The organism is Pseudomonas sp. T8 (genome assembly GCF_024610635.1).
GTDB lineage: Bacteria > Pseudomonadota > Gammaproteobacteria > Pseudomonadales > Pseudomonadaceae > Aquipseudomonas > Aquipseudomonas chlororaphis_I.
In genome coordinates this window covers 1,210,252-1,232,275 of the sequence record NZ_CP102374.1, presented here as the reverse complement: position 1 = coordinate 1,232,275, position 22,024 = coordinate 1,210,252, and the positions used below count along the sequence as shown (strand labels likewise).

At 65.8% G+C, this 22,024-nt stretch carries 22 protein-coding genes; 15 read left to right on the top strand and 7 right to left on the bottom strand.

From position 1 onward, the window contains the following. Window positions 1–209 precede the first annotated feature (209 nt). From NRG23_RS05240 to NRG23_RS05230, 3 genes are all read right to left on the bottom strand, one after another. A complete protein-coding gene (locus NRG23_RS05240) occupies window positions 210–632 on the bottom strand; it encodes a cupin domain-containing protein (protein ID WP_038632103.1) in 423 nt (140 codons plus the stop codon). Window positions 633–729: 97 nt separating this feature from the next. Beyond that, window positions 730–1,011 (bottom strand): putative quinol monooxygenase, encoded by a 282-nt coding sequence (locus tag NRG23_RS05235; protein ID WP_038632105.1) that lies wholly within the window; start codon window positions 1,009–1,011, stop codon window positions 730–732. A 181-nt stretch (window positions 1,012–1,192) separates the two neighbouring features. Continuing rightward, window positions 1,193–2,626: a PLP-dependent aminotransferase family protein gene (locus tag NRG23_RS05230; protein WP_009048753.1), complete on the bottom strand. Its 1,434-nt coding sequence runs from the start codon at window positions 2,624–2,626 to the stop codon at window positions 1,193–1,195. 329 nt (window positions 2,627–2,955) lie between these two features. Here NRG23_RS05230 and NRG23_RS05225 point away from each other — a divergent pair, with 329 nt between their 5' ends. Continuing rightward, the gene (locus NRG23_RS05225) at window positions 2,956–3,396 is read left to right on the top strand and encodes a carboxymuconolactone decarboxylase family protein (RefSeq protein ID WP_038632106.1); all 441 of its coding nucleotides are present in this window, start codon (window positions 2,956–2,958) and stop codon (window positions 3,394–3,396) included. A gap of 36 nt (window positions 3,397–3,432) precedes the next feature. Beyond that, window positions 3,433–4,062 carry an FMN-dependent NADH-azoreductase gene (locus NRG23_RS05220; protein ID WP_038632108.1) on the top strand — a complete coding sequence of 210 codons (630 nt, stop codon included), beginning with the start codon at window positions 3,433–3,435 and terminating at the stop codon, window positions 4,060–4,062. 119 nt (window positions 4,063–4,181) lie between these two features. Here the strand turns inward: NRG23_RS05220 and NRG23_RS05215 are convergent, their stop codons facing one another. Further along, window positions 4,182–4,529, bottom strand: a complete 348-nt coding sequence (locus NRG23_RS05215; protein WP_038632110.1) for a hypothetical protein — start codon at window positions 4,527–4,529, stop codon at window positions 4,182–4,184. A gap of 281 nt (window positions 4,530–4,810) precedes the next feature. Between NRG23_RS05215 and NRG23_RS05210 the strand changes: the two genes are divergently transcribed. From NRG23_RS05210 to NRG23_RS05200, 3 genes are read left to right on the top strand one after another with little or no spacing between them, the layout of a single operon-like run. Continuing rightward, the gene (locus NRG23_RS05210; protein WP_081001232.1) at window positions 4,811–5,425 is read left to right on the top strand and encodes an STN domain-containing protein; all 615 of its coding nucleotides are present in this window, start codon (window positions 4,811–4,813) and stop codon (window positions 5,423–5,425) included. Then, entirely contained in the window at window positions 5,422–5,967 is a 546-nt protein-coding gene (locus NRG23_RS05205; protein WP_009048758.1) for an RNA polymerase sigma factor, read from the top strand. The genes NRG23_RS05210 and NRG23_RS05205 overlap by 4 nt, the downstream gene beginning before the upstream one ends. A 39-nt stretch (window positions 5,968–6,006) precedes the next feature. Next, window positions 6,007–6,957: a FecR domain-containing protein gene (locus NRG23_RS05200; protein WP_257373892.1), complete on the top strand. Its 951-nt coding sequence runs from the start codon at window positions 6,007–6,009 to the stop codon at window positions 6,955–6,957. 317 nt (window positions 6,958–7,274) lie between these two features. Here the strand turns inward: NRG23_RS05200 and NRG23_RS05195 are convergent, their stop codons facing one another. Beyond that, window positions 7,275–7,898 (bottom strand): type II secretion system protein J, encoded by a 624-nt coding sequence (locus NRG23_RS05195; RefSeq protein WP_257373891.1) that lies wholly within the window; start codon window positions 7,896–7,898, stop codon window positions 7,275–7,277. Further along, a complete protein-coding gene (gspH, locus tag NRG23_RS05190) occupies window positions 7,895–8,356 on the bottom strand; it encodes a type II secretion system minor pseudopilin GspH (RefSeq protein ID WP_038579419.1) in 462 nt (153 codons plus the stop codon). Before gspH ends, NRG23_RS05195 begins: the two co-directional genes overlap by 4 nt. 108 nt (window positions 8,357–8,464) lie before the next feature. Between gspH and NRG23_RS05185 the strand changes: the two genes are divergently transcribed. Next, on the top strand, window positions 8,465–8,896 hold the full coding sequence (locus NRG23_RS05185; protein WP_038579416.1) for a type II secretion system protein N: 432 nt from the start codon (window positions 8,465–8,467) through the stop codon (window positions 8,894–8,896). A gap of 177 nt (window positions 8,897–9,073) precedes the next feature. Here NRG23_RS05185 and gspI read toward each other — a convergent pair whose 3' ends face one another. Further along, on the bottom strand, window positions 9,074–9,502 hold the full coding sequence (gspI, locus tag NRG23_RS05180; protein ID WP_037005849.1) for a type II secretion system minor pseudopilin GspI: 429 nt from the start codon (window positions 9,500–9,502) through the stop codon (window positions 9,074–9,076). A 148-nt stretch (window positions 9,503–9,650) separates the two neighbouring features. Between gspI and gspG the strand changes: the two genes are divergently transcribed. The 9 genes from gspG (at window position 9,651) to NRG23_RS05135 (ending at window position 21,846) form a co-directional block, all read left to right on the top strand. After that, on the top strand, window positions 9,651–10,130 hold the full coding sequence (gene gspG, locus NRG23_RS05175) for a type II secretion system major pseudopilin GspG (RefSeq protein ID WP_009048764.1): 480 nt from the start codon (window positions 9,651–9,653) through the stop codon (window positions 10,128–10,130). Between the two features lie 8 nt (window positions 10,131–10,138). Continuing rightward, the gene (gene gspK / locus NRG23_RS05170) at window positions 10,139–11,122 is read left to right on the top strand and encodes a type II secretion system minor pseudopilin GspK (RefSeq protein ID WP_028682251.1); all 984 of its coding nucleotides are present in this window, start codon (window positions 10,139–10,141) and stop codon (window positions 11,120–11,122) included. Continuing rightward, window positions 11,119–12,312 (top strand): type II secretion system protein GspL, encoded by a 1,194-nt coding sequence (gspL, locus tag NRG23_RS05165; RefSeq protein WP_257373890.1) that lies wholly within the window; start codon window positions 11,119–11,121, stop codon window positions 12,310–12,312. Before gspK ends, gspL begins: the two co-directional genes overlap by 4 nt. Then, on the top strand, window positions 12,305–12,871 hold the full coding sequence (gspM, locus tag NRG23_RS05160; protein WP_124308463.1) for a type II secretion system protein GspM: 567 nt from the start codon (window positions 12,305–12,307) through the stop codon (window positions 12,869–12,871). Before gspL ends, gspM begins: the two co-directional genes overlap by 8 nt. After that, on the top strand, window positions 12,868–15,291 hold the full coding sequence (gene gspD / locus NRG23_RS05155; protein WP_257373889.1) for a type II secretion system secretin GspD: 2,424 nt from the start codon (window positions 12,868–12,870) through the stop codon (window positions 15,289–15,291). Before gspM ends, gspD begins: the two co-directional genes overlap by 4 nt. A gap of 1,027 nt (window positions 15,292–16,318) precedes the next feature. Further along, window positions 16,319–17,740, top strand: a complete 1,422-nt coding sequence (gene gspE, locus NRG23_RS05150; RefSeq protein ID WP_009048770.1) for a type II secretion system ATPase GspE — start codon at window positions 16,319–16,321, stop codon at window positions 17,738–17,740. Further along, window positions 17,740–18,951 carry a type II secretion system inner membrane protein GspF gene (gene gspF, locus NRG23_RS05145; protein WP_038579400.1) on the top strand — a complete coding sequence of 404 codons (1,212 nt, stop codon included), beginning with the start codon at window positions 17,740–17,742 and terminating at the stop codon, window positions 18,949–18,951. The genes gspE and gspF overlap by 1 nt, the downstream gene beginning before the upstream one ends. Window positions 18,952–19,119: 168 nt before the next feature. Next, the gene (locus NRG23_RS05140) at window positions 19,120–20,286 is read left to right on the top strand and encodes a substrate-binding domain-containing protein (RefSeq protein ID WP_257373888.1); all 1,167 of its coding nucleotides are present in this window, start codon (window positions 19,120–19,122) and stop codon (window positions 20,284–20,286) included. Between the two features lie 393 nt (window positions 20,287–20,679). Next, the gene (locus tag NRG23_RS05135) at window positions 20,680–21,846 is read left to right on the top strand and encodes a substrate-binding domain-containing protein (protein WP_257373887.1); all 1,167 of its coding nucleotides are present in this window, start codon (window positions 20,680–20,682) and stop codon (window positions 21,844–21,846) included. Window positions 21,847–22,024: the final 178 nt, after the last annotated feature.

Sequence of the window (22,024 nt, the reverse complement as noted above, 5' to 3'; positions counted from 1 at the left end):
AGGATCGAGCGGAACGCTCGCAAGGGGCTCAAGGTCCTGCAGCAGCGGCTACAAAAAAACGCGGCTTCTGTAGGAGCGAAGCTTGCTCGCGATCCGCGCAGCGGCCAGACGCCTTTTTATCGGCTTGGCCTTGTGCTGTTTGTACTGACGTCATCGCGGGCAAGCCTCGCTCCTACAGAAAAAATGTACTCCGCGCAGCGGCCAGGCGCTTACTGCTGCAACGGTGTCAGCACCTCATCCTTGGTGTCCTTGAGCACGAACACCAGCAGTCTGGCTGGTTTGCTGGTGCTGGCGTTGGCCGACACCGGGTGCTGCGAGCCGGCCGGTTCGTACCAGGATTCGCCCGCCTTGTAGGTGATGGCCGGCTCGTCGTTGACCCGCGAGGTGATCTCGCCTTCGAGCACATAGGCCAGGGCCGCGCCCTTGTGCATGTGCGGCACCGTGGCCTGGCCCGGCGCGTAGTCGACAGTGAGCATCAGCGCGGTCTTGCCCGGCAAGTTGCTCAGAGCATGTTCCTGGAGGATCTTGAGTTTCTCCTGGCCGTACTCCGGGTCATGGGCGGCGGCGCCCAGGGAGGTGAGCAGGGTCAGGCCGGCGAGGGCGCAAGTCAGGGCAGCGAGGGTCTTCTTCATGGTCGGTTTCTCCGGTGCGAAAGGGGCCGACTCAAGGTAAGCCCGCTGGCGCGACCGGCCTATAACCAATCCCGGCAAAGAAGCGCAGACCAATGCCTCAGTGTTCGAAGTCGAGGGCGCAGGCCAGGCGGCTGGCCAGCAGGTCGATGAAGCCCTGGGCCGCCGGCAGATGGAAATGCGCCTGCATCTCGGCCGCCGAGCGCCACTGGCCGCGCACGGTCCAATGCCGGGGATCCTCGACGCTGCGGCGAGCGGTGTACTCCAGGCAACCCGGGGCCTCGCGCAGGGCGGCGAGGAGTGTTGTCAAATGCTGGTCAAGTTCATCCGAACGGCCTTGGGCGGCTCGGATCTGCACGATATTGATGGCTGGACTGGACATCTCGAACCCTCCACGACCTGTAGCCGCTGCCGCAGGCTGCGATCGGCTTGGGCGGCACTGCGACGTAGCAGGTGCAGGGGCTCAAGATCGCAGTTGCAGTCACGGCGTTTGCTGGAGGCTCAGAATAAGGCCAGGAGATTGCAACGAAAATAACCAATCCCCGGGAAAAGCCCGGGGCCAATCAGGCAATCTGTTGCAGGATGTCACGGACCTTGTCCAGGGCCGGGTCGATGTCCAGGGTCTCGATGGCGCCAAAGCCGATAAACAGCCCGTCCCTGGCCGGCTCCTGATCATAGAAGCCGTGCAGCGGGTAGAGCCCGACCTCGACCTTCTTCGCCAGCTCCAGCAGCAGCGGGATGTTCACCGGCACCTTGCACAGTGCCGCCATGTGGAAGCCGGCGGTGGACGGCACCGCCTGCAGCCAGGGCGAGAGGTCGCCGTTCAGGCGCCGCAGGATGCGCTCGCGGCGCCCGGCGTACACCGTGTGGCAGCGGCGGATGTGCTTGAGCAGGTAACCCTCGGCGATGAACTTGGCCAGCGCCCATTGCGGCAGGGTCGAGGTGTGGCAGTCGGTGAGGCGCTTGGCCTTGATCACCGCGCCGAGAATTGCCGGCGGCAGTACCGCGTAGCCCAGGCGCAGCTGCGGCAGCATGGTCTTGGAGAAGGTCCCGACATAGGCCACCACGCCACGTTTATCCAGGCTTTGCAGGGAGTCGGTGGGCCGCCCCTCGTAGCGGAACTCGCTGTCGTAATCGTCCTCGATGACAATCGCCCCCAGCTGCCGCGCCCGCTCCAGCAGGGCCTCGCGGCGGGCCTGGCTCATGGGCATGCCCAGCGGGAACTGGTGGGACGGGGTGACGTAGATCAGCCGCACGCCGTCGGGAATCCGCTCGACCTGGATGCCTTCATCATCCACCGGCACGCCGATCACCGTCGCGCCCTGGGCGCTGAACAGCAGGCGCGCCGGGGTGTAGCCGGGGTCTTCCATGGCCACCAGGCTGCCGGGTTCCAGCACCACCCGGGCGATCAGGTCCAGGGCCTGTTGCGCGCCGTTGCAGACCACGATGTCGGCGTCGCTGCAAACCACGCCGCGGGAGAACGACACATGCCCGGCAATCGCGCTGCGCAGCGCCGGCAGGCCTTCCGGCTGGCTGTAGAAACCGCCGCTCTGGGCGATCCGCCGCAAAGCGTCCTGGGTGCAGCGCCGCCATTCTTCCTGGGGGAACTGATTGCGGCTGGTGGCGCCGCCGATGAACTCGTAGCGCGAGGTGCCTTCCAGGGTCGGATGGCGCAGGGGCGAGGGCAGCTCGCGCCATTTTTCCAGGCTCTGCGCGCAGGCCAGGTCGGCGGCGCTCTGCTTGGCTTCGGCTTTCACCGGCCGGGCATTGACGAAGGTGCCGCGGCCGATCCTGCCGATCAGGAAGTTCTCGTAGGTCAGCAGGCTGTAGGTGTCCGACACCGTCTTGCGCGAGATTCCCAGTTGCTCGGCCAGCAGGCGGCTCGGCGGCAACTGGGCGCCCGCCGCCAGTCGCCCGGATTCGATGGCGTCGCGCAGTTGCCGATACAGCTGGTCGGCCAGGTCCTTGCGCCCGTTGATGACGACATGCAGTTCCATCGATGACATTCCAAAACGATCAGTGCCCGCCAGATTACCCGCCCGGCGGGGTTTGGTGTAGCGGGCCTGGTATCGGGATTGGCCTGAGATCCTGGCGCGTACTGCGTACGCGATCGCAGTCTTCGGCAGCGGCTACGGGGTGCGACGCTGCCTTCGGACCGGGCGGTGTAGCCGCTGCCGCAGGCTGCGATAAGCCCGCAGGGCTTCGGCGGGATCAAGTCCGACACAGGTCCGGTGGACTGCCGATAAACCCGCGGATTGGCTATAGGGACAGCCCAGCACGGCCCTTAGGCTAGGAAGAACACAAACGCACGCTTACGGTGACCCCGATGGAACCCCGCCTGGACTACTACAGCGCCTCGCCGGAAGCCCTCAAGGGCCTGTTGATGCTCGAGGCAGAAACCTTCGGCCTGTCCATCGAGAAGCCGCTGCTGGAGCTGATCAAGATCCGCGTCTCGCAACTCAACCACTGCGCGTTCTGCACCGACATGCACGCGGTGCAGGCGCGCCAGAACGGCGAGAGCGAGCGGCGCCTGTACGCCCTGAGCGTATGGCGCGACTCGGGGTTGTTCAGCCCGCGGGAACGCTCGGCCCTGGCCTGGAGCGAGTCGGTGACCCTGTTGGCCGACCCTGCGGTGCCGGATGAATTGTTCCAGGCCGTGCGCGGCGAATTCAGCGAGCGCGAGCTGGTCGACCTGACCGTCGCGGTGGCCGCCATCAACTGCTGGAACCGCCTCGCCGTGGCGTTCCGCCAACAGCCCAGCGTTTAACCCAGATCTCTTTCCATCCCAGCAAGGTAATGCTCAATGAAACTGCTGCACGTCGATGCCAGCTCCAAAGGCGAACGCTCCAACTCCCGGGCCCTGGGCCGCTACTTCATCGAGCGGCTGCAAGGCCAGGGCGTCGACCTTAAGATCGACTACCTGGACCTGACGGTGGATACGCCGCCCCACGTCAGCGAGGCCTTCGCCATCGCCACCTACACCGCTCTCAATGCCCGCACGCCGCAGATGCGCCAGACCCTGGCGGCCTCGGATGCCTTGTGCCAGCGGGTGATGGACGCAGATGCCTGTCTGTTCGCCATGCCGATGTACAACTGGTCGATGCCTTCGACCTTCAAGGCTTTTATCGACAGCATCACCCGCACCGAGCTGACCTACCTCAATACCCCGGACGGCATCGTCGGCCAGCTGACCCGGCAGAAGGTGCTGTTCCTCACCAGCCGTGGCGCCGACCTGCGCCCGGGCAATCCCATGGCCTGGATGGACGCGCTGACCCCGGCGCTGAAAGCCGCCTTTGCCTTTATCGGCGTGGAGAACCCAGTGTTCGTCGATGCCCAGCCGCTGCAATTCGCCAACCCCGAAGCCCGCGAGCAAGCCCTGGAACGGGCAAGAGCGGAGCTGGAGATGGTGGCGCGGCAGTGGGCGGGGGTGTAACCGCAGCAACGACGGCTGCGCCGTCTATCGCGAGCAAGCTTCGCTCTTACAGAAGCTCACGCGATCCGTGTAGGAGCGAGGCTTGCCCGCGATAGGGCCCGAACGGCCAGTGCAAAAACCTAAGGCCGCTGCGGCTTTACCGAAGTACCAAAGGTATTGCCCATCCGCGTGCTGGTGGCCGCCGGGGTGGACAGGCCCATCTGGTTTGGCGGGCGCTTGTGGATCGGCACCTGCATGGCTTCCTGGTTCTTCTGCTCGGCCTTGGCGCCGTCGGGGTTGTTGCCCATCTGCTTGCTCAGGCAGCCGTAGTCCGGGGCCTTGTAGCCCCCCACGCTGACGTCGATGCAACCCTCTGTGGGCGCTTTGCCAGGCGCCGCGGCGGGCGCCTCGACCGGCGTAGCGGCGTGGCCGGCCAGCGGCAGGGTGCCGAGCATCAGGCTGGCGACAAGGGTGCAAAGCTGTTTCATCGGGGGCCTCCTGGCGGGCCCGGGAGGGGCCGTTGCGGTCCTTGAGTGTAGAGCAAGGCGGGTGGCGAAAAAGTGATGGTTTTTTTGCGGGTGCCGTAACACCAGATTCATAAACTGGCCTCAGGATGACGGTTTTCAGGGACAGGTCAGCCGTGCAGCGACGCCGAGCAAAGGTCGGGTATCGGTCTTTCTTTCACGCGAGGTTCGCGCGCAGGGGGCTTGCGCTGCTGTTGGCGCTGGCGGCCTGCGGCGGGTTGTGGGCGGCGCCATCTGCGCCGCCGATGGTGGATTCGCACCGGCTGCTGGACCTGAACATCGCCGCGCAAGACCTGGCCGAAGCGCTGGAACTGTTCAGCCGCTCGACCGGGATGGCGGTGCTGGTGGATCGCGAGCTGACCCGAGGGCGCCGCTCGGTACGGGTCCAGGGGCGCTACAGCGCCCGGGATGCCCTGAGTCGCCTGCTGACAGGAAGTGGTTTGATGGCCCGTTACGCCCGTTCCGATGCCTTTACCCTGCAAGTCGCCCAGCTCAGCGATGCGCCTGCCCCCAAGGGCGCGGGCGGCAACGCCGGGACCTGGGCCAGCGACAGTTTCGCCAGTGCCCTGCAACGCGCGGTGGAGGCCGGCCTGTGCCGTTCGGAACTGACCCGGCCGGGTCGCTATCGGGCGGTGCTGCAACTATGGATCGACCGTGGCGGGCATATCGAGCACAGCCGCCTGGTCACCACTACCGGCGATCTGCGGCGCGACGAGGCGCTGGTGCAGAGCCTGAGCGAAACCTGGGTCGAACGGCCCGCACCGAGTTCGCTGCGCCAGCCGGTGACCTTGCTCCTGATACCCGACAGCGCAGGAAAACGCATGGATTGCAGACAACGCCAAGGAGCCTCCGGGGGATGAAGAATACCGGGCACAGTGCGATGGTCAGGCTGTTCCTGACCTCCTACGACGACTTCAAGGTGCGTCTGCGCCGGCGCCTGGGCTCGGAAGACCTGGCCAACGATGTGCTGCACGAAACCTACCTGCGGGTCGACCGCATGGAAGAGCCGCCGAACCTGGCCCAGCCCAATGCCTACCTCTATCGCATGGCCCTGAACATCGCCGCCGACCGCCGCCAGGCCGATGCCCGGCTGCTCACCGGCAGCGAGGTCGAGGAGCTGTTGCAGATCAGCGACGAAGCCCTGGACCCGTCGCGGGTGGTGGGCGGGCAGAAGGAAATCCAGTCGCTGCTCAAGGCGCTCTACGAACTGCCGGCGCGCCGGCGCAAGATCTTTATCGCCGCGCGCCTGGAAGAGGCGCCGCACCTGGAAATCTCCCAGCGCTTCGGCATTTCGACACGGATGGTCGAGAAGGAAATCAAGGCGGCCCTGGGCCATTGCGCCTCGCGCCTTGAAAGAAAAGTGATTCAGCGGTTCGGTCCCGGCGCCGGAAAACCGTCCTAGTCACTAAAGGCCCCGATTAATCCGTGAGTACCCGCACGCTTGAACATCTTTAGCATCTCCACTTCTCGGGCGACACCGGACCACCGGCTGCGCAACGAGGCCCAGGACTGGCTGCTCCTGCTGACCTCGGGGCGGGCCACCGCGGCCGATGCCCGGGCCTTGCAGCAGTGGTGCGCACAGAGCCCGCAGCATGCCGAGGCCTTCGAGCAGGCCAAGTTGCTGTGGCACAGCCTCAAGCCGGCCGCCGAACAATGCCAGCAGCAGACCCAGTCGCGGCGCTTCGGGCGCCGGGCCTTTCTCGGTGGGGCGCTGGCGGCCTCGGTGGCGCTGGTGGCGGTGCGGGTCTCGGTGCCGGGCGGTTTTGCCGGGCTGAGCGCCGACTACCGCACCGAGGTCGGCGAGCAGCGCCGGGTCGAGCTGGAAGACGGGCTGAGCCTGGAACTCAACACCCAGACCCGCATCAGCCGGCGCGAGCTGGCGCAAGGCGGGCAGGGCATCGAACTGCTCGAAGGCGAGGTCGAGGTGTCGAGCCAGGGCGCGCTACCGGTGCGGGTCCAGGCCGGCAACGGCTGGCTGAGCGCATCACAGGCGCGCTTCAACGTGCGCAATATCAATCACAGCGTCTGCGTGACCTGCATCGATGGCGCGCTGCAGGTCGAGGTCGCGGGCCGGCTGATCCGCCTGGACAGCGGTCGCCAGCTGACCTACGACAGCCGCCAGGTCGGCGAGCCGACGGCCGTGGACCCGACGGCGGTGATCGCCTGGCGTGAGCAGGTGCTGGTGTTCGACAACGCCACCCTCAACACCGTGATCGACGAGATCAACCGCTACCGCCCGGGCATGCTGGTGCTGCTCAACGCCGAGTTGGGCAAGCGCAAGGTGCAGGCGCGTTTCAACCTCAACCAGCTGGCCGGCGTGGCCCTGCTGATCCGCGACGCCTACGGCGCCAAATGCACTGAGTTGCCGGGTGGCGTGGTGTTGTTGAGCTGAAGCACAAAACCGGTAGGCGCGACGCTGGCTCGCGATAGCGTCCGTTCCGGCCAACCGCGTTGCCTGGATCGCGGGCAAGCCTCGCTCCTACAGAATCGCCGTCGACCTGTAGCCGCTGCATTAACTGCGTTGCCGCTGTAGCCGTTGTAGCCGCTGCGGAGCGTAGCGAGGCTGCGATCGGCTGCGCAGCGGCCGTAAACCGGACAACCTGTTCTTCCTTGAAAATCGCGTGCTCAGGTTTTGCGAGGACTTTGTCCTCGATCGCAGCCTCGCTACGCTCCGCAGCGGCTACAACGGCATCCAGCCTGATGCGGCAATCACTCCAACGGCCCCAGCACCTGGCGATAACGTTCTTCGCCTTGGGGTGTTTGCCGCACCAGGCGGATTTCCAGGCCCGGTGGGTTTTCCTTGCGGTTGCCGCTGAGCTGGCGCCAGCCCTTGTCCCGATCCCAGACCCGCAGCTGCAAGTCGCTGACATGCTCCAGCACCGCCACGGCGTTTTTCGGCGCGGGCAGCGGGTAACGGTCGCGGGCCGGCGCCGCTGCGCGGTACAGGGTGTCGCCTTTGAGCCACCAGCGCACCCGTTGCAGGCCCTCGCCGGGCGTCGCCGCGCTGCGGATCACATCCAGGCGGAAGGTGCCGCTGTCGGCGCTGCGCACGCTCAGGGCCGCCGGCACATCGCTGGCTTCGGCGTCGCTTCCCGCCGGCACCGGCTCCATCAATTCCACGCTGGCCCGTAGCGCCACGTCCCGTTCCAGCTGGTGCAGGGTGCGCAGCAGCTCCTCGGTCTGCTCGCTGCTGGCCTGCAAATGGCTGTCGGCCCGGCTGACGCTGTCCAGCCCGCGCCAGGCGATCACGCTGACCACGGCCATTAGCAGGATCGCCACCATCACCTCGATCAGGGTAAAGCCGCCTTGCCGCTGGTTGATCCGGGCCCTCATGGCAGCGCCACCACCCGTACCACGCCGGTGGCGGTGCGTTGCACCGTCAGGCTGTGCTGGCCGTCGGACAGTTGCACCTGCAGCGGCGCGTCGATCCATTCGGCGTTGAGCACCAGCCGCGGGCCGGGCTCGATGCGCACTTTGATCGACGGGCTTTCCCAGGGCCGCGGGCGCAGCTGCGGGTCGTCCTTGAACTGGTCGAGGCCGCGGCCGTCGTCGCTGGGCCGGCTGAAGGCGAAACCCTTGGCATCCGCCCGCCAGCTGATGGGCCGACCATCCACGCGCGCCTCGGCCTGGGCCACCTGGAGCAACTGCGCCAGGCGCTCGGCGTCCTTGCGCAGGCCCTGCAGCGGGTCGGGGCGGATGCTCAGGCTGATGGCGGCGCTGGCGATCCCGATGATCACCAGCACCACCATCAGCTCGATCAGGGTGAAGCCCTGTTGTCGGGATGGGGTCATGGGGCACGCCTCCTGTGCGTCGCTTTTCATCCTGCCGGGTGAATGTGAAATAAAAACGTGACCATTGCGCGCTAGGCTGCGAAGACGGACAAACAGGAGGTCCTTGCCATGGCATTCGTCCATCGATTTTCCCCGCCGCAGCTGGTGCAGTCCCTGGCCCTGCTGGCGATCGTGGCCGGGGTGGCGACCTGGTCGTCGCTGCTGCTGACCCCCGCCGAGTCGCGCACCCCGCAGGCGCCGCCGCAAGCCCTGGCCGCCCAGGCCCAGAGCCCGGCGCAGCAGTGGTTTTCCAACCAGCCGCTGGCGCTGGACATCAAGGTCACCGGGCTGATGGCCAGCCCTCGCGGCGCGGTGGCGATTCTCAGCCTCAACGACGCGCCGCCGCGCAGCTTCCTGGTGGGCGAGCGCCTGGCCCAGGGCGTGCAACTGGTGGCCATCGAGGGCGACGGGGTGGTGATCGAACGCGGCGGCGAGCGCTCGCGGCTGGATGTCAGCAAGTTGCCGGAGAGCCCGGCGTTGCCGGTGCTGATCCGCCAGTGACGACCCTGTCGAAAAGTGCCTGGTTAAACAGATTCCTGATAGTAGCGGGGCCCTTGTAGGAGCGAGCTTGCTCGCGATGGACGTTAACGATAACGCGTGTGGATTGGATGAACGCGGCGCTCTCAGGTCCATCGCGAGCAATCGAGCGTCGACCGGCTGCTCCTACAGGGTTAATCCTTAACGATTGGGGTTCTTCGGCGCCCGCGCGACCAGGGTGTCCAGGCGCGCCAGGGGCGGGGCCTCGCGGCTGCGGTCGAGAACCAGCACGCTGACCCGGGACAGCCGCGGATCGGGGCTGGGGGCGATGTTCTGCTCGCAGCGCAGCTTGAGCCGGCCCTGGTCGCACTCGATGTTCTTGGTCCCCGGCGGCAGGCGGCCTTCCAGGCGCAGTTCCGCCAGGCGCGACTGGGCCGCCAGCAGGGCGATGGATCTATCCCGCAGCAAACCGTTGCTCTGGGTCATCAACCCGGCCACGCGGATCGCCGCCGACATGGCCACGGCGATGATCGCCAGCGCCACCAGCACCTCGATCAGGGTGAAACCCCGTTGTCGGGTGGCTGGCCGTCTGGCGGGTCGTTGGGGGAGTGGCTGGCGTGGCCGCGGCATGGACGTCTCGTGGCGCAAAGGAAGGCTTGCAGCCTAACCGGCAAATTTGACCGATTGGCTACGGTCACTCCCGAGCAACGTCAATATCACTGACATATTTTCTTGTAACACTGCCCGACGAATCGAAATCAAGCCAAGGAACGTCGAGATGGATGTCGTGCGCTTCACGTCACACCCCCAGCCTCATCTTCAGCCCCGCCGCCAGCCCCGTCGCCCGCGCGGCCAGGGCGGTTTCACCCTGATCGAGATCATGGTGGTGGTGGTCATTCTCGGGATCCTGGCCGCGATGGTGGTGCCCAAGGTGCTCGACCGTCCGGACCAGGCCCGGGCCACCGCGGCCAAGCAGGACATCGGCGGGTTGATGCAGGCCCTCAAGCTCTATCGCCTCGACCACGGCACCTACCCGAGCATGAACCAGGGCCTGAAAGTGCTGGTGGAGCGCCCGGCGGATGCCAAGAACAGCAACTGGCGCTCCTACCTGGAACGCCTGCCCAACGACCCCTGGGGCCGTCCTTACCATTACCTGAACCCGGGGGCCAACGGCGAAGTGGATGTGTTCTCCCTGGGGGCCGACGGCCAGCCAGACGGTGACGGCGTGAATGCCGATATCGGCTCCTGGCAGTTGTAAGCGCCGCCATGACAGCCCGTTCGCCGACAGCGGCGAAACAGCGTGGCATGGCCATTATCAGCGCCTTGTTGATCGCCGCCGTGGTGGCGGTGATCGCCGGCGGCATGCTGACCCGCCAGACCCTGTTCACCCGCGGGCTGGAAAGCGAGCAGTTGCGAGTCCAGGGTAGCTGGCAGCTGCAGGGCGGCATGGAAGTCAGCCGCCAGCGCCTGTGGGAAGACCGCCAGCGCGACGTGCTGACCCGCCTCGACCAGAACTGGGCGCGGCCGATCCAGCTCGCGGCCCTGGGCCCGGGCGCCGGGCCGTTCGAGGGCCGGCTGGAGGACGAGCAGAGCAAGTTCAACCTGCGCAACCTGTTGGCCAACGATCGCCTCGACCCGTTGCAGATAGAGAACTTCCAGCGCCTGTGCGAGCTGCTGGGGGTCAACGCGACCCTGGGCCAGCGCATCAGCCAGCGGGTGATCGCGTCCTACCCACGACTGTTGAGCCCGGAAGGCACGGCGTCGCCGGTCAATAGCGGTTTCCACAGCGGTCGCGACACTTCGCCGGAGGCCGCGCGCAAGCCGCTGCTGGCCAAGCAGCCGATGCTGCGCAGCCTCGACGACCTGCTGGGGGTGAACGGCGTCGATGAAAAGCTGCTGGCGCGCCTGGAACCCTTTGTCACCATCCTGCCGGCCAATACCTGGGTCAACGGCAATACCGCCAGCGCCGAGGTGCTCGCCGCGACCGTGCCGGGGCTTGCGCTGCCACGGGCCAAGGCGCTGATCGCCGAACGCGACAGCGGCCAGTGGTTCATCAATCAGGGCGACTTTATCAACCGCCTGCGCATGCCGCAGGTACCGGCGGACGCGGTGCGGGTCGGCATCACCAGCGAGTGGTTCCGCCTGCAAGGCCAGGCCCGCGGCGAGCGGCGCCGGGTCAAGCTGCTGGCCTTGCTGCACCGCAGCGAAGACAACATGCCGCGGGTGATCTGGTCGCGGGTGGGCGTATGAGCCGCTTGCGCGTCAGCCTGCCGCCCTTGCACACACTGACGGCCGAGAGCCGGGTGAGCTTTGCCCGGCTCCAGGCTAAAGAAGGCCAGGTCCAGGAAGCCGGCGAAGCCAGCCTGATGCAGTTGGGGCAGGTGCCCAAGGCGCCGGCCGTGGAGTGTTTCCTGCACCCCGAGGACAGCCTGCTGGCGAGCATCGAGCTGCCGGCCCTGGCGCCGGCCAAGGTCAGCGCGGCGGTGGCCTGCGCCGCCCAGGCGCTGATTCTCGGCCACAGCGACAGCCTGTACGTGGCCCACAGCCCGCGCGACTGCGACGGCCAGGTGCACATCAGCTGGTTGCCACGCGAAGCGCTGGCGCGGCTGGGCCAGGTGCTGGAGCAGGCCGGCCTGAAACTGCGCGGCCTGTACCCGGCGCCCTATGCCTTGCCGGTGCCGGCGGCGGGCCAGTTGACCGCCTGCCTGCAGGACCAGCACCTGTTGCTGCGCCACAGCCCGCAGCAGGGCAGCGTGCAACCGCTGCCGGAAGACGCCTTGCAGGCGTTGCTGGCCAATGGCGCCGGGTTGCAATGGGTGGGCGAGGCGGCCCCGCAAGGGGCGCTGGAGCAACTGCCGGACAGCTGTCGCTGGACCGGCCAGGCACCCGCCTGGGGCCTGCATGGTGGGGTGCAGAACAACAGCGCTCGCCAACAGGGCTGGGGCCGTGCCGCGGCACTGTGTGCGGCGGCGCTGGTGGTCTGGACCCTGGGCCTGAACCTGTACGCCGCGCGTCAGGCGGCCCAGGGCCAGCAGCTCAAGGCGCAGATGAGCCAACGGGTGCAGCAGGTGTTCCCGGAATTGCCGGTGATCCTCAACCCCCTGCAACAGGCGCGTCAGCAACTGGCGGCGCGCCAGAGCGGGGCCAGCGGCGACGCCCCGCAAAGCTTCAACAGCCTGGTGCAGCAGGCCGGCAACGCCATGCCTTTCGTGATTGGCGGAGTCGAGCAACTGATCTATGAAAACGGCGAGTTGCAGCTGAGCCTGCTCAGCGACACCCGCGTCCCCGCACCCGACAGCGGCTGGCAGGGCCTGCTGACCCAGGCCGGGCTCGAAGCCAGTTCTGGCGACCAGGGCTGGACCCTGCGCGCGGCCAGCGGTGCGGCGACCGGCGCGGTGCCGATGGAAGCCGACGACAGCGAGGAAGACGAGGATGAATAAGCTGAGCCTCAGCCATTACCGCCAGCGCTGGCAGCGTCAGGCCGCCCAGGCACAGCTGTACTGGAACGGCCTGGCCCTGCGCGAGAAACGCCTGCTGGCCGGCGCGGCGGCGGTGCTGGGCGGCCTGCTGGTGTGGCTGGTGCTGATCGAACCGGCGCTGAAAAAGATCGATTACTGGCAGGCCGAGATCCCCAAGCTGCGCTCCCAGTCCGAAGCCCTGGAGCTGGTGCTGCACCAGGCCGGCGGGCCCCGTGGCGGCGAAGCAGGGCAGAGCCTGGAGCAGTCCTTGCGCCAGACCCTGGACGCCGCCGGCCTGCAGGGGCTGTACCAGTTGCAGCTGGCGGGCGAGGGCGAGTCCCAGGCCTGGCACTTGAGTTTTCAAGAGGCCCCGGCGGATGCCGTGGTCGGTTGGCTGCTGGGCAATCCCCGGCAGTTTTCCCTGGAAGTGGTGGAGGCTCGCCTGCAACGCGCGGGGCCGGCCGACATCGATGGCACGGCGGGCAAACTGTCCGGAACCGTTCGCATGGATCAGGCGCTTGGCGCTAAGGAAGCTTCATGAAGTGGTCAGGTTCTTTTTACGCCCGCCAATCGCGCAAGGCGCTGCCCTTGCTCCTGCTGGGGCCGCTGGCCCTGGCGCTGGCGGCGTGCAGTAACAACAAGGAGCCACAGCCACCGTTGCTGGTGGACAGCGAACTGGGGCGGCCCCTGGGCGAGACCAATCGCAGTGGCGGCGACGTGGTGGCCGAGCGGGAGAGGGCCCAGGCGCAACAGACCCAGCGTCCCAAATACCAGCATCCGATCAGCCGTGCGGGACGCGCCCCCGGTGCTCCCGCCGCCAGCGGCACGGTGGTGCGCAATCCCCTGGGCGACCAGCCGGTGCGCCTGAATTTCGTCGACGTCGATATCCAGGCCGTGGTCCGGGCCCTGGCGCGCTCCACCGGCCAGCAGTTCCTGGTGGACCCGCGGGTCAAGGGCAACCTGACCCTGGTCAGCGAAGGCGAAGTGCCGGCCCACCAGGCCTACGACATGCTGCTGGCGGCCCTGCGCATGCAGGGCTTCAGCGTGGTGGACGTCGGCGGCGTGGCCCAGGTGGTGCCGGAAGCCGACGCCAAGCTGCTCGGCGGGCCGATCTACAACGCCGGCAAGCCGTCGGCCAATGGCATGCTGACCCGCACCTTCCGCCTGCAGTACGAAAACGCGGTGAACCTGATCCCGGTGCTGCGCCCGATCGTGTCGCCGAACAACCCGATCAACGCCTACCCGGGCAACAACAGCATCGTCATCACCGACTACGCCGAGAACCTCACCCGGGTGGCGCAGATCATCGAAGGCATCGACATCCCCAGCGCCCTGGACACCGACGTGGTGCCGGTGCAGAACGGCATCGCCGTGGACATCGCCGGCATGGTCTCCGAACTGCTGGAAACCCAGGGCGCCGACCCGACCCAGAAAGTCAGCGTGGTCGGCGACCCGCGTTCCAACTCGATCATCATCCGCACCGGCAGCCCCGAGCGCACCGAGCTGGCGCGCAACCTGATCTACAAGCTGGACAACGCCCAGAGCAACCCGAGCAACCTGCACGTGGTGTACCTGCGCAACGCCCAGGCCGGCAAGCTGGCCCAGGCCCTGCGCGGCCTGCTCACCGGCGAGAGCGACAGCGGCACCGGCGATAACGCGCGGGCCATGCTCGGCAGCATGGGTGGCATGAGCCAGGGCGGCAGTTCCAGCAGCGGCCAGAGCGGCAGTACCAGCTCCACCAGTGGCAGCTCCAGCCTCAGCGGCGGCAGCTCCGGCAGCGGTTATGCCCAGGGCGGCAGTTCCAGCAGTAGCCAGGGCGGCACCCAGGCGTCCGACCAGAACACCGCCTTCAGTGCCGGCGGCGTGACCATCCAGGCCGATGCCACCACCAACACCTTGCTGATTTCCGCGCCGGAACCGCTGTACCGCAACCTGCGGGAAGTCATCGACATGCTCGACCAGCGCCGCGCCCAGGTGGTGATCGAAAGCCTGATCGTCGAGGTCAACGAAGACGACGCCGCCGAATTCGGCGTGCAGTGGCAGACCGGCAATCTCGGTGGCAGCGGCATCATCGGCGGCGCCAACCTGGGCGGCAGTGGCTTCAACCTCAATGGCAAGACCAGTGTCGACGTGCTGCCCCAGGGCCTCAACGTCGGCCTGGTCAACGGCACCGTGGACATCCCCGGGATCGGCAAGATCCTCGACCTCAAGGTGCTGGCCCGGGCCCTGAAGAGCAAGGGCGGGAACAACGTGCTGTCGACCCCGAACCTGCTGACCCTGGACAACGAAGCGGCGAGCATCTTCGTCGGCCAGACCATTCCCTTCGTCACCGGCAGCTACGTCACCGGCGGGGGCGGCAACAGCAACAACCCGTTCCAGACCGTGCAGCGCGAAGAAGTCGGCCTGAAGCTGAATGTGCGGCCACAGATTTCCGAGGGCGGCACGGTCAAGCTCGACATCTATCAGGAGGTCAGCAGCGTCGACCAGCGCGCCTCGGTGCAGGCCGGCACCGTGACCAACAAACGCGCGATCGACACCAGCATCCTGCTCGACGACGGCCAGATCATGGTCCTCGGCGGCCTGCTGCAGGACGGCTACAGCCAGAGCAACAACGCGGTGCCGTGGCTGTCGACCCTCCCCGGGATCGGCGCGCTGTTTCGCAACGAAAGCCGCTCGACCAACAAGACCAACCTGATGGTGTTCCTGCGCCCCTACATCATTCGCGACAGCGCCGCGGGGCGCAGCATCACCCTCAACCGCTACGACTTCATGCGCCGCGCCCAGGGCGGCCTGCAGCCGGACCGCAGCTGGGCCATGCCGGACATGCAGGCGCCGCAACTGCCGACGGCGGAGCAGGGGGTGCCGGGTGGGCCGGGTGTTGTGCCGGTGTCGTCGCCAGTGTCGGGGGCGGGCTCCGGGCAGGTGCCGAGGGCGAGGATCAGGGCGGTGCCGGTGCAATGAGTTCGCATGTTGCGTTTACACGCCCGGCGTCTGGTGCGCTGGGTGATGGGGTACATATCCGTTGCTGCGGTCACGGCGGCTTAGGGTTCCGCCCTTACGGCGGGTCACTTTGGAAGAGCGCCAAAGTAACCAAAGCGCTTCGCCCCTCCATTCGGTGCCTCGCTAAGGCTCGGCATGCCCTCACTCCGGCATTGCTCCGGGGGCCCGCCGCCACAGGCCATCCATGGCCTGGGGCGGCTAGCGCGGCATCCCTGCCGCGCTACCCCCTACGCAACGCCTGCGTTCGGCCTCTGGGAAAGGGGCGGGTAGATCAAGGGCAAGATCAAGATCAAAAGCGAAAGCCAAGCGCGTTTTACGCGCCTCTTGTAGCCGCTCAGGCCTCTGCGTGTAGCCGCTGCCGAGCGCAGCGAGGCTGCGATCGGGCGCGCAGCGGCCGCCAAATCAGACGGCTCGGTGTATCAGGCCGATCGAGGCGGATGGTTCTGCGTCTGCTTCGCAGCCGATCGCAGCCTGCGGCAGCGGCTACAGGGATAACGTTCAAGTCCAGGCCGACCGGCAGGTCGTCTCGCGTTGCTTTTGATTTTCTTGCCCCGTCGGGAGGCCGAGTGGAGGTTCTGCGCAGTGGGCAACTCGACAAGGATGCCGAGTTAGCCGCCCCAGGCCGTGGATGGCCTGCAGCAGTTACAGGGATCACCGCCAAATCCAGGCCGGCCGGTAGGCCGCCTCGCGTTGTTTTTGATTTTCTTGCCCCGTCGGGAGGCCGAGTGGAGGTTCTGCGCAGTGGGCAACTCGGCAGGGATGCCGAGTTAGCCGCCCCAGGCCATGGATGGCCTGTGGCGGCGGCCCACGGAGCAGGACCGGAGCGAGGGAATCCGAGCCTTAGCGAGGACCGGACGCTGGGGGCAAGAGCCCTTTGGTTACTTTGGGGCTTTTCCAAAGTGACCCGCCGTAAGGGCGGAACCCTAAGCCGCCGTTACCGCAGCAACGGATATGTACACGGCCAAGGCCAAGGCCCGGAGGCACTCCCATGAACCCACAACTCCCTTATGCCTGGGCCAAATCCCAACGCATCCTCCTGCGTCACAGCGAGGAGGGCGCCGTACTCCTGGTCTGCCCCTCGACCCCCGGCTGGTCGATCAGCGAAGCACGCCGCCAGTTCGGCCCGGCGCGCCTGGAGCGGGTGCGCGACGAAGAACTCGACGGCCTGCTGGCCAGCGCCTATTCCGACACCGGCAGCGCCGCCGCGGTGGTCGGTGCCGCCGAGAACGAAGTCGACCTCGACCGCCTGATGCAGGACATCCCGGAAATCACCGACCTGCTCGACACCCAAGACGGCGCGCCGGTGATCCGCATGATCAACGCCTTGCTGACCCAGGCCGCGCGGGACGAGGCCAGCGATATCCATATCGAGCCTTATGAAAGCCATTCGGTGGTGCGCTACCGGGTCGACGGCACGCTGCGTGACGTGGTCTCGCCGCGCAAGGCCCTGCACGGCGCGTTGGTGTCGCGGATCAAGATCATGGCCCAGCTCGACATCGCCGAAAAACGCCTGCCCCAGGACGGCCGCATCGCCTTGCGCGTGGCCGGGCGGCCCATCGATATCCGCGTGTCCACGGTGCCCACTGGGCATGGCGAACGGGTGGTGATGCGTCTGCTGGATAAACAAGCCGGGCGCCTGCAACTGGAAACCTTAGGGATGGACCCGCAGGTGCTGGGCAAACTCGATAACCTGATCCGCCAGCCCCACGGCATCGTGCTGGTCACCGGCCCCACCGGCAGCGGCAAGACCACCAGCCTCTACGCCGCCCTGGCGCGGCTGGACGCCAGCACCAGCAACATCCTCACCGTCGAGGACCCGGTGGAGTACGACCTGCCGGGCATCAGCCAGATCCAGGTCAACGCCAAGATCGACATGACCTTCGCCCTGGCCCTGCGCGCGATCCTGCGCCAGGACCCGGACATCATCATGATCGGTGAGATCCGCGACCTGGAAACCGCGCAGATCGCCGTGCAGGCTTCGCTCACCGGCCACCTGGTGCTGGCGACCCTGCACACCAACGACGCGGTGTCGGCGGTCAACCGCCTGATCGACATGGGCGTCGAGCCGTTCCTGCTGGCCTCGTCGATGCTCGGGGTGCTGGCCCAGCGCCTGGTGCGGCGCCTGTGCCCGCACTGCAAGGAAGAAGACCCGACCGCCCCCGGCACCTGGCGCCCGGTGGGCTGCCCGGCCTGCAATCAGGTCGGCTACAGCGGGCGCACCGGCATCCACGAGCTGTTCTGCATCGACGACGACATTCGCAGCCTGATCCACCAGGGCGCCGACGAACAGGCGCTGCGCGCCGCCGCGCGCCGCGCCGGGATGTTCAGCATGCGCGAGGACGGCGAGCGCTGGGTGCGCAGCGGCGCCACCGCCCCTGAAGAAATCCTTCGCGTAACCCGGGACGCCTGATGAACCGTTATCGCTACGAAGCCGCCGACGCCCTCGGCAAGATCGAGTCCGGGCACCTGGAAGCCGACAGCCAGAGCGCCGCTTTCGGCGTGCTGCGCAGCCGTGGTCTGACGGCCCTGATGGTGCAGGTCGAGAGCAACACGCCCAAGGCCGGTGGCGGTGGCCTGTTCAGCGCCAAGCTGTCGGACAACGACCTGGCCTGGGCCACCCGCCAGCTGGCCAGCCTGCTGGGCGCCAGCCTGCCCTTGGAAGCGGCGCTCAGCGCCACGGTGGAGCAGGCCGAACGCAAGCACATCGCCCACACCCTCAGCGCAGTGCGCGCCGACGTGCGCAGCGGCATGCGCCTGGCCGAAGCCCTGGCGGCGCGGCCACGGGATTTCCCGGACATCTACCGGGCGCTGATCGCCGCCGGCGAAGAGTCCGGCGACCTGGCCCAGGTCATGGAGCGCCTGGCCGACTACATCGAGGAACGCAACACCCTGCGCGGCAAGATCCTCACCGCCTTTATCTACCCCGGGGTGGTGGGGCTGGTCTCGGTGGGCATCGTGATCTTCCTGCTCAGCTACGTGGTGCCCCAGGTGGTCAGCGCCTTCTCCCAGGCGCGCCAGGACCTGCCGGGGCTGACCCTGGCGATGCTCAACGCCAGCGACTTCATTCGCGCCTGGGGCTGGCTGTGTTTCGGCGTGCTGGCCGGTGGCTTCTGGAGCTGGCGCCTGTACCTGCGTAACCCCCAGGCCCGCTTGAACTGGCACAGCCGGGTGCTGCGCCTGCCGCTGATCGGGCGCTTCGTCCTGGGCCTGAACACCGCGCGTTTCGCCTCGACCCTGGCGATCCTCGGCGGAGCCGGGGTGCCGCTGCTGCGCGCCCTCGAAGCGGCGCGCCAGACCCTGTCCAACGATCGCCTGAGCCAGAGCGTCAGCGACGCCACCGCCAAGGTCCGCGAAGGCGTCAACCTGGCCGCCGCGCTGCGGGTGGAAAAAGTCTTCCCGCCGGTGCTGATCCACCTGATCGCCAGCGGCGAAAAAACCGGCGCCCTGCCACCCATGCTCGAACGCGCCGCGCAAACCCTGTCCCGCGACATCGAACGCCGCGCCATGGGCATGACCGCCTTGCTCGAACCACTGATGATCGTGGTCATGGGCGGAGTGGTGCTGGTGATCGTCATGGCGGTGCTGCTGCCGATCATCGAGATCAACCAACTGGTGCAATAGGCAACCCCATTTACGGAACTTGTCTCGGTGGCCTGAGCCAAGGGCGACACCCGAGTTTTTTTCCCATTCTTGTCATCTGTAGCTGCGACCTTGCTGAGCGGGTTGGCAGCTGTGCAGCCCTTAAAACAGTCCTGGCCTGACCAGGCCAAAACGCTAAAGGGGGTTCTTATGATGTTCAAGTACGGATTGATGGCGGTGTCGTGCGGTATGGCCCTGGGGGCCGCTCAGGCCATGGCCGCGGTGGTTGGAGGGGGCTCCAGCCTGCCGATGAAACTTTATGGCACGGCCATAGGGGACGGAATTCTTACTGCTTCCTACCCGGGGTTCCAACCCTACATCGGGAGGAGCAGTGGAGAGGGTAAAGCTGCTTTTTTTAGCAACGATGCGACGAAACTACGGTTGGCGGCCGGTACTGCCATTGATTACGCTGGCAGCGATTCGATCGTGAGCCTCGCCGAACGTGACGCCTATAACTCCAGCGCCACCGTCGGCCGTGCCAGCTTCGGGCCATTGATACAGATTCCGGTAGCGGCCACTACTGTGGCTATTCCTTACCATGTTTCTGGCAAGACTGCGTTGAACCTCTCCAGCGCTCAACTGGCCGATATCTTCTCGGGCAAGATCCAGAACTGGAAGCAGGTGCTCTTTGGCGATGTGAGAGGCCCTGATCTACCAGTCAAGGTCATCTATCGTACCGACGGCAGTGGTACCACTCAGATCCTCACCACTCACCTGAGAGCTGTGAAACCTGCTTCGGTACCCGGTAACAGTATCAACTTCGCTACTGCTGTCGGCTTCAACCCTGTAACCAATGCACCAGTGGGTTCCACCTACATCGGCGTGTCCGGTAGCGAGGCGGTCGCCTCCACCGTGGCCAACACCGATGGCGCCATCGGTTACATCAGCCCCGACTTTACGGATTTCGACAACGCCGCAGTGGTAGCTTCGGTCAACGGCTTCCTGCCGGCCGGCGCCATCGTACAGCTCACCCTAGACACCGAGTTGCCACCTACCCACCCATCCAGCGGCAAGGATCCAGCCAACCCTCTGGACTGGGTGCCTACCTTCCCCAACCCATCCAATGGCTATCCCATCATTGGCTATACAAACATGATTTTTAGCCAGTGCTACAAGGACCCGGCAGACACGATCCGCATTCGTGCCTTTATCAACAGTCATTACTCTGGCCAGAATAACTCGGCGGTTACCAGCCATTCATTTATCCCGCTGCCAGCGATGTGGCTGTCCGGGGTTCATAGCACCTTCTATAACGCCAGCAGTACGTTGCGTGTCGGCAACCCGGATGTGTGCAACGGAATCGGTCGGCCCCTGTGATTCATCAGTCCTGATTATTTTCGACATTACGCGCGCTCCCGAGTGCTTTTTTATGTGAACTCGGGTTCGCCGTTCTGTCATGCAAAACCTTCCCGGCTTTTGTAAAGCACGGCTTGCGCGGCTTGCAAAGGCATCTCGCAAAAGGGCCCGGAAACCTCGCTGTCACCTTCGTCCGAAGCCCCGTGAGACCTGCCCCGAACACCCGAGAAAGTTTTTGAAAATCAAGCGCTTTCTCCCGAGGTTTTTTCCTTTATCTGTCACCGGAAGCTGCGAACTTCTTACCCATGGCCTCACCCCGCACAACGCTCTCAGAGCAGGGCAGAGGATCTGAGCGCCATGGCGTCATGCAAGAACCATTGACCTCCGTATACACACGACGAAAGGAGATTCTTCATGTTTAAGCGCACTATGATCGCAGCTTCCCTGGCCGTAGCGGCTCTGGCTTCGGCCCAATCGATGGCGGCTGTTGTGGGTGGCGGTGCCACTCTGCCACAGAACCTGTACGGCACCACTGCCGGTACCGGTATCCTGGCTTCGTCGGTTCCAGGCTTCAATGCTTACATTGGTGTGGGCAGCGGTGCAGGCAAGCAGGCCTTCTTCAACAACGACTCCACCAAGTTCAACCTTGCTGCTGGCATCAACGTCGACTATGCCGGTAGCGACTCGATTGTTAGTTTGGCTGAGCGTAACGCCTACAATGCCAGCACCGACAAGGGCCGTGCCACTTTCGGTCCTTTGATTCAGATCCCGGCCGAAGCCACTTCGGTGACCGTGCCTTACAACGTCGCTGGCAAGACTTCGCTGAAACTTACCAGCACTCAACTGGCTGATATCTTCTCGGGCAAGATCCAAAACTGGAATGAAATCGACTTCGACGGAGTTGCCGGTCCAAGCCTGCCTATCACGGTCGTCTATCGCACCGACGGCAGCGGTACCACCGAAATCTTCACTACCCATCTGAAAGCTGTGAAACCTGCGTCGGTACCTGCCGCCAGCAACAGCTTCGCCACTGCCGTAGGCTTCAATCCGGCCACCAACGCTCCAGCCGGCTCCACCTACGCCGGTGTTTCCGGTAGCGGCGCGATCGCTTCCACCGTGGCCAACACCAATGGCGCCATCGGTTATGTCAGCCCTGACTTTGCCGAGTTCAACAATGCGGCCAAGGTGGCAACCGTCAACGGTTTCCTGCCGACCGAAGTCAATGTGCAGATCACTCTGGATACCGAACGTCCACCGACCGACCCGCTCAGCGGCAAGGACGTCACCAATCCGCTGGACTGGGTACCGACCTTCCCTAACCCAAGCACCGGCTATCCAATCGTTGGTTACACCAACCTGGTCTTCAGCCAGTGCTACAAGGATGCCGGCGATAACCTGCGCATCCGTAACTTCCTCAATGCCCACTACACCGGCGCTAACAACAATACGGTGTCGGGCCACTCCTTCATCCCGCTGTCGCCTACCTGGCAGGCCGCTGTACACAACACTTTCTATAACACCACCAGCGCCCTGCGCGTCGGCAACACCAACGTCTGCAACGGCATTGGTCGTCCGGCCTGATACCCCGCCATCGGCAGGGTTCGTGTAACCGCCGGCAATGGCTCAAGCCATTGCCGGCTTTCTCGTTTCCGGTTGTTGTCGCGCAGATGAACTTTGCATGACAAGAGTTCGGTCGCGCCTGCCCATAACCGCCTTAGCAGTAATCCCGCGAATGTTTTGGCGGCAACCGTCGTACCCG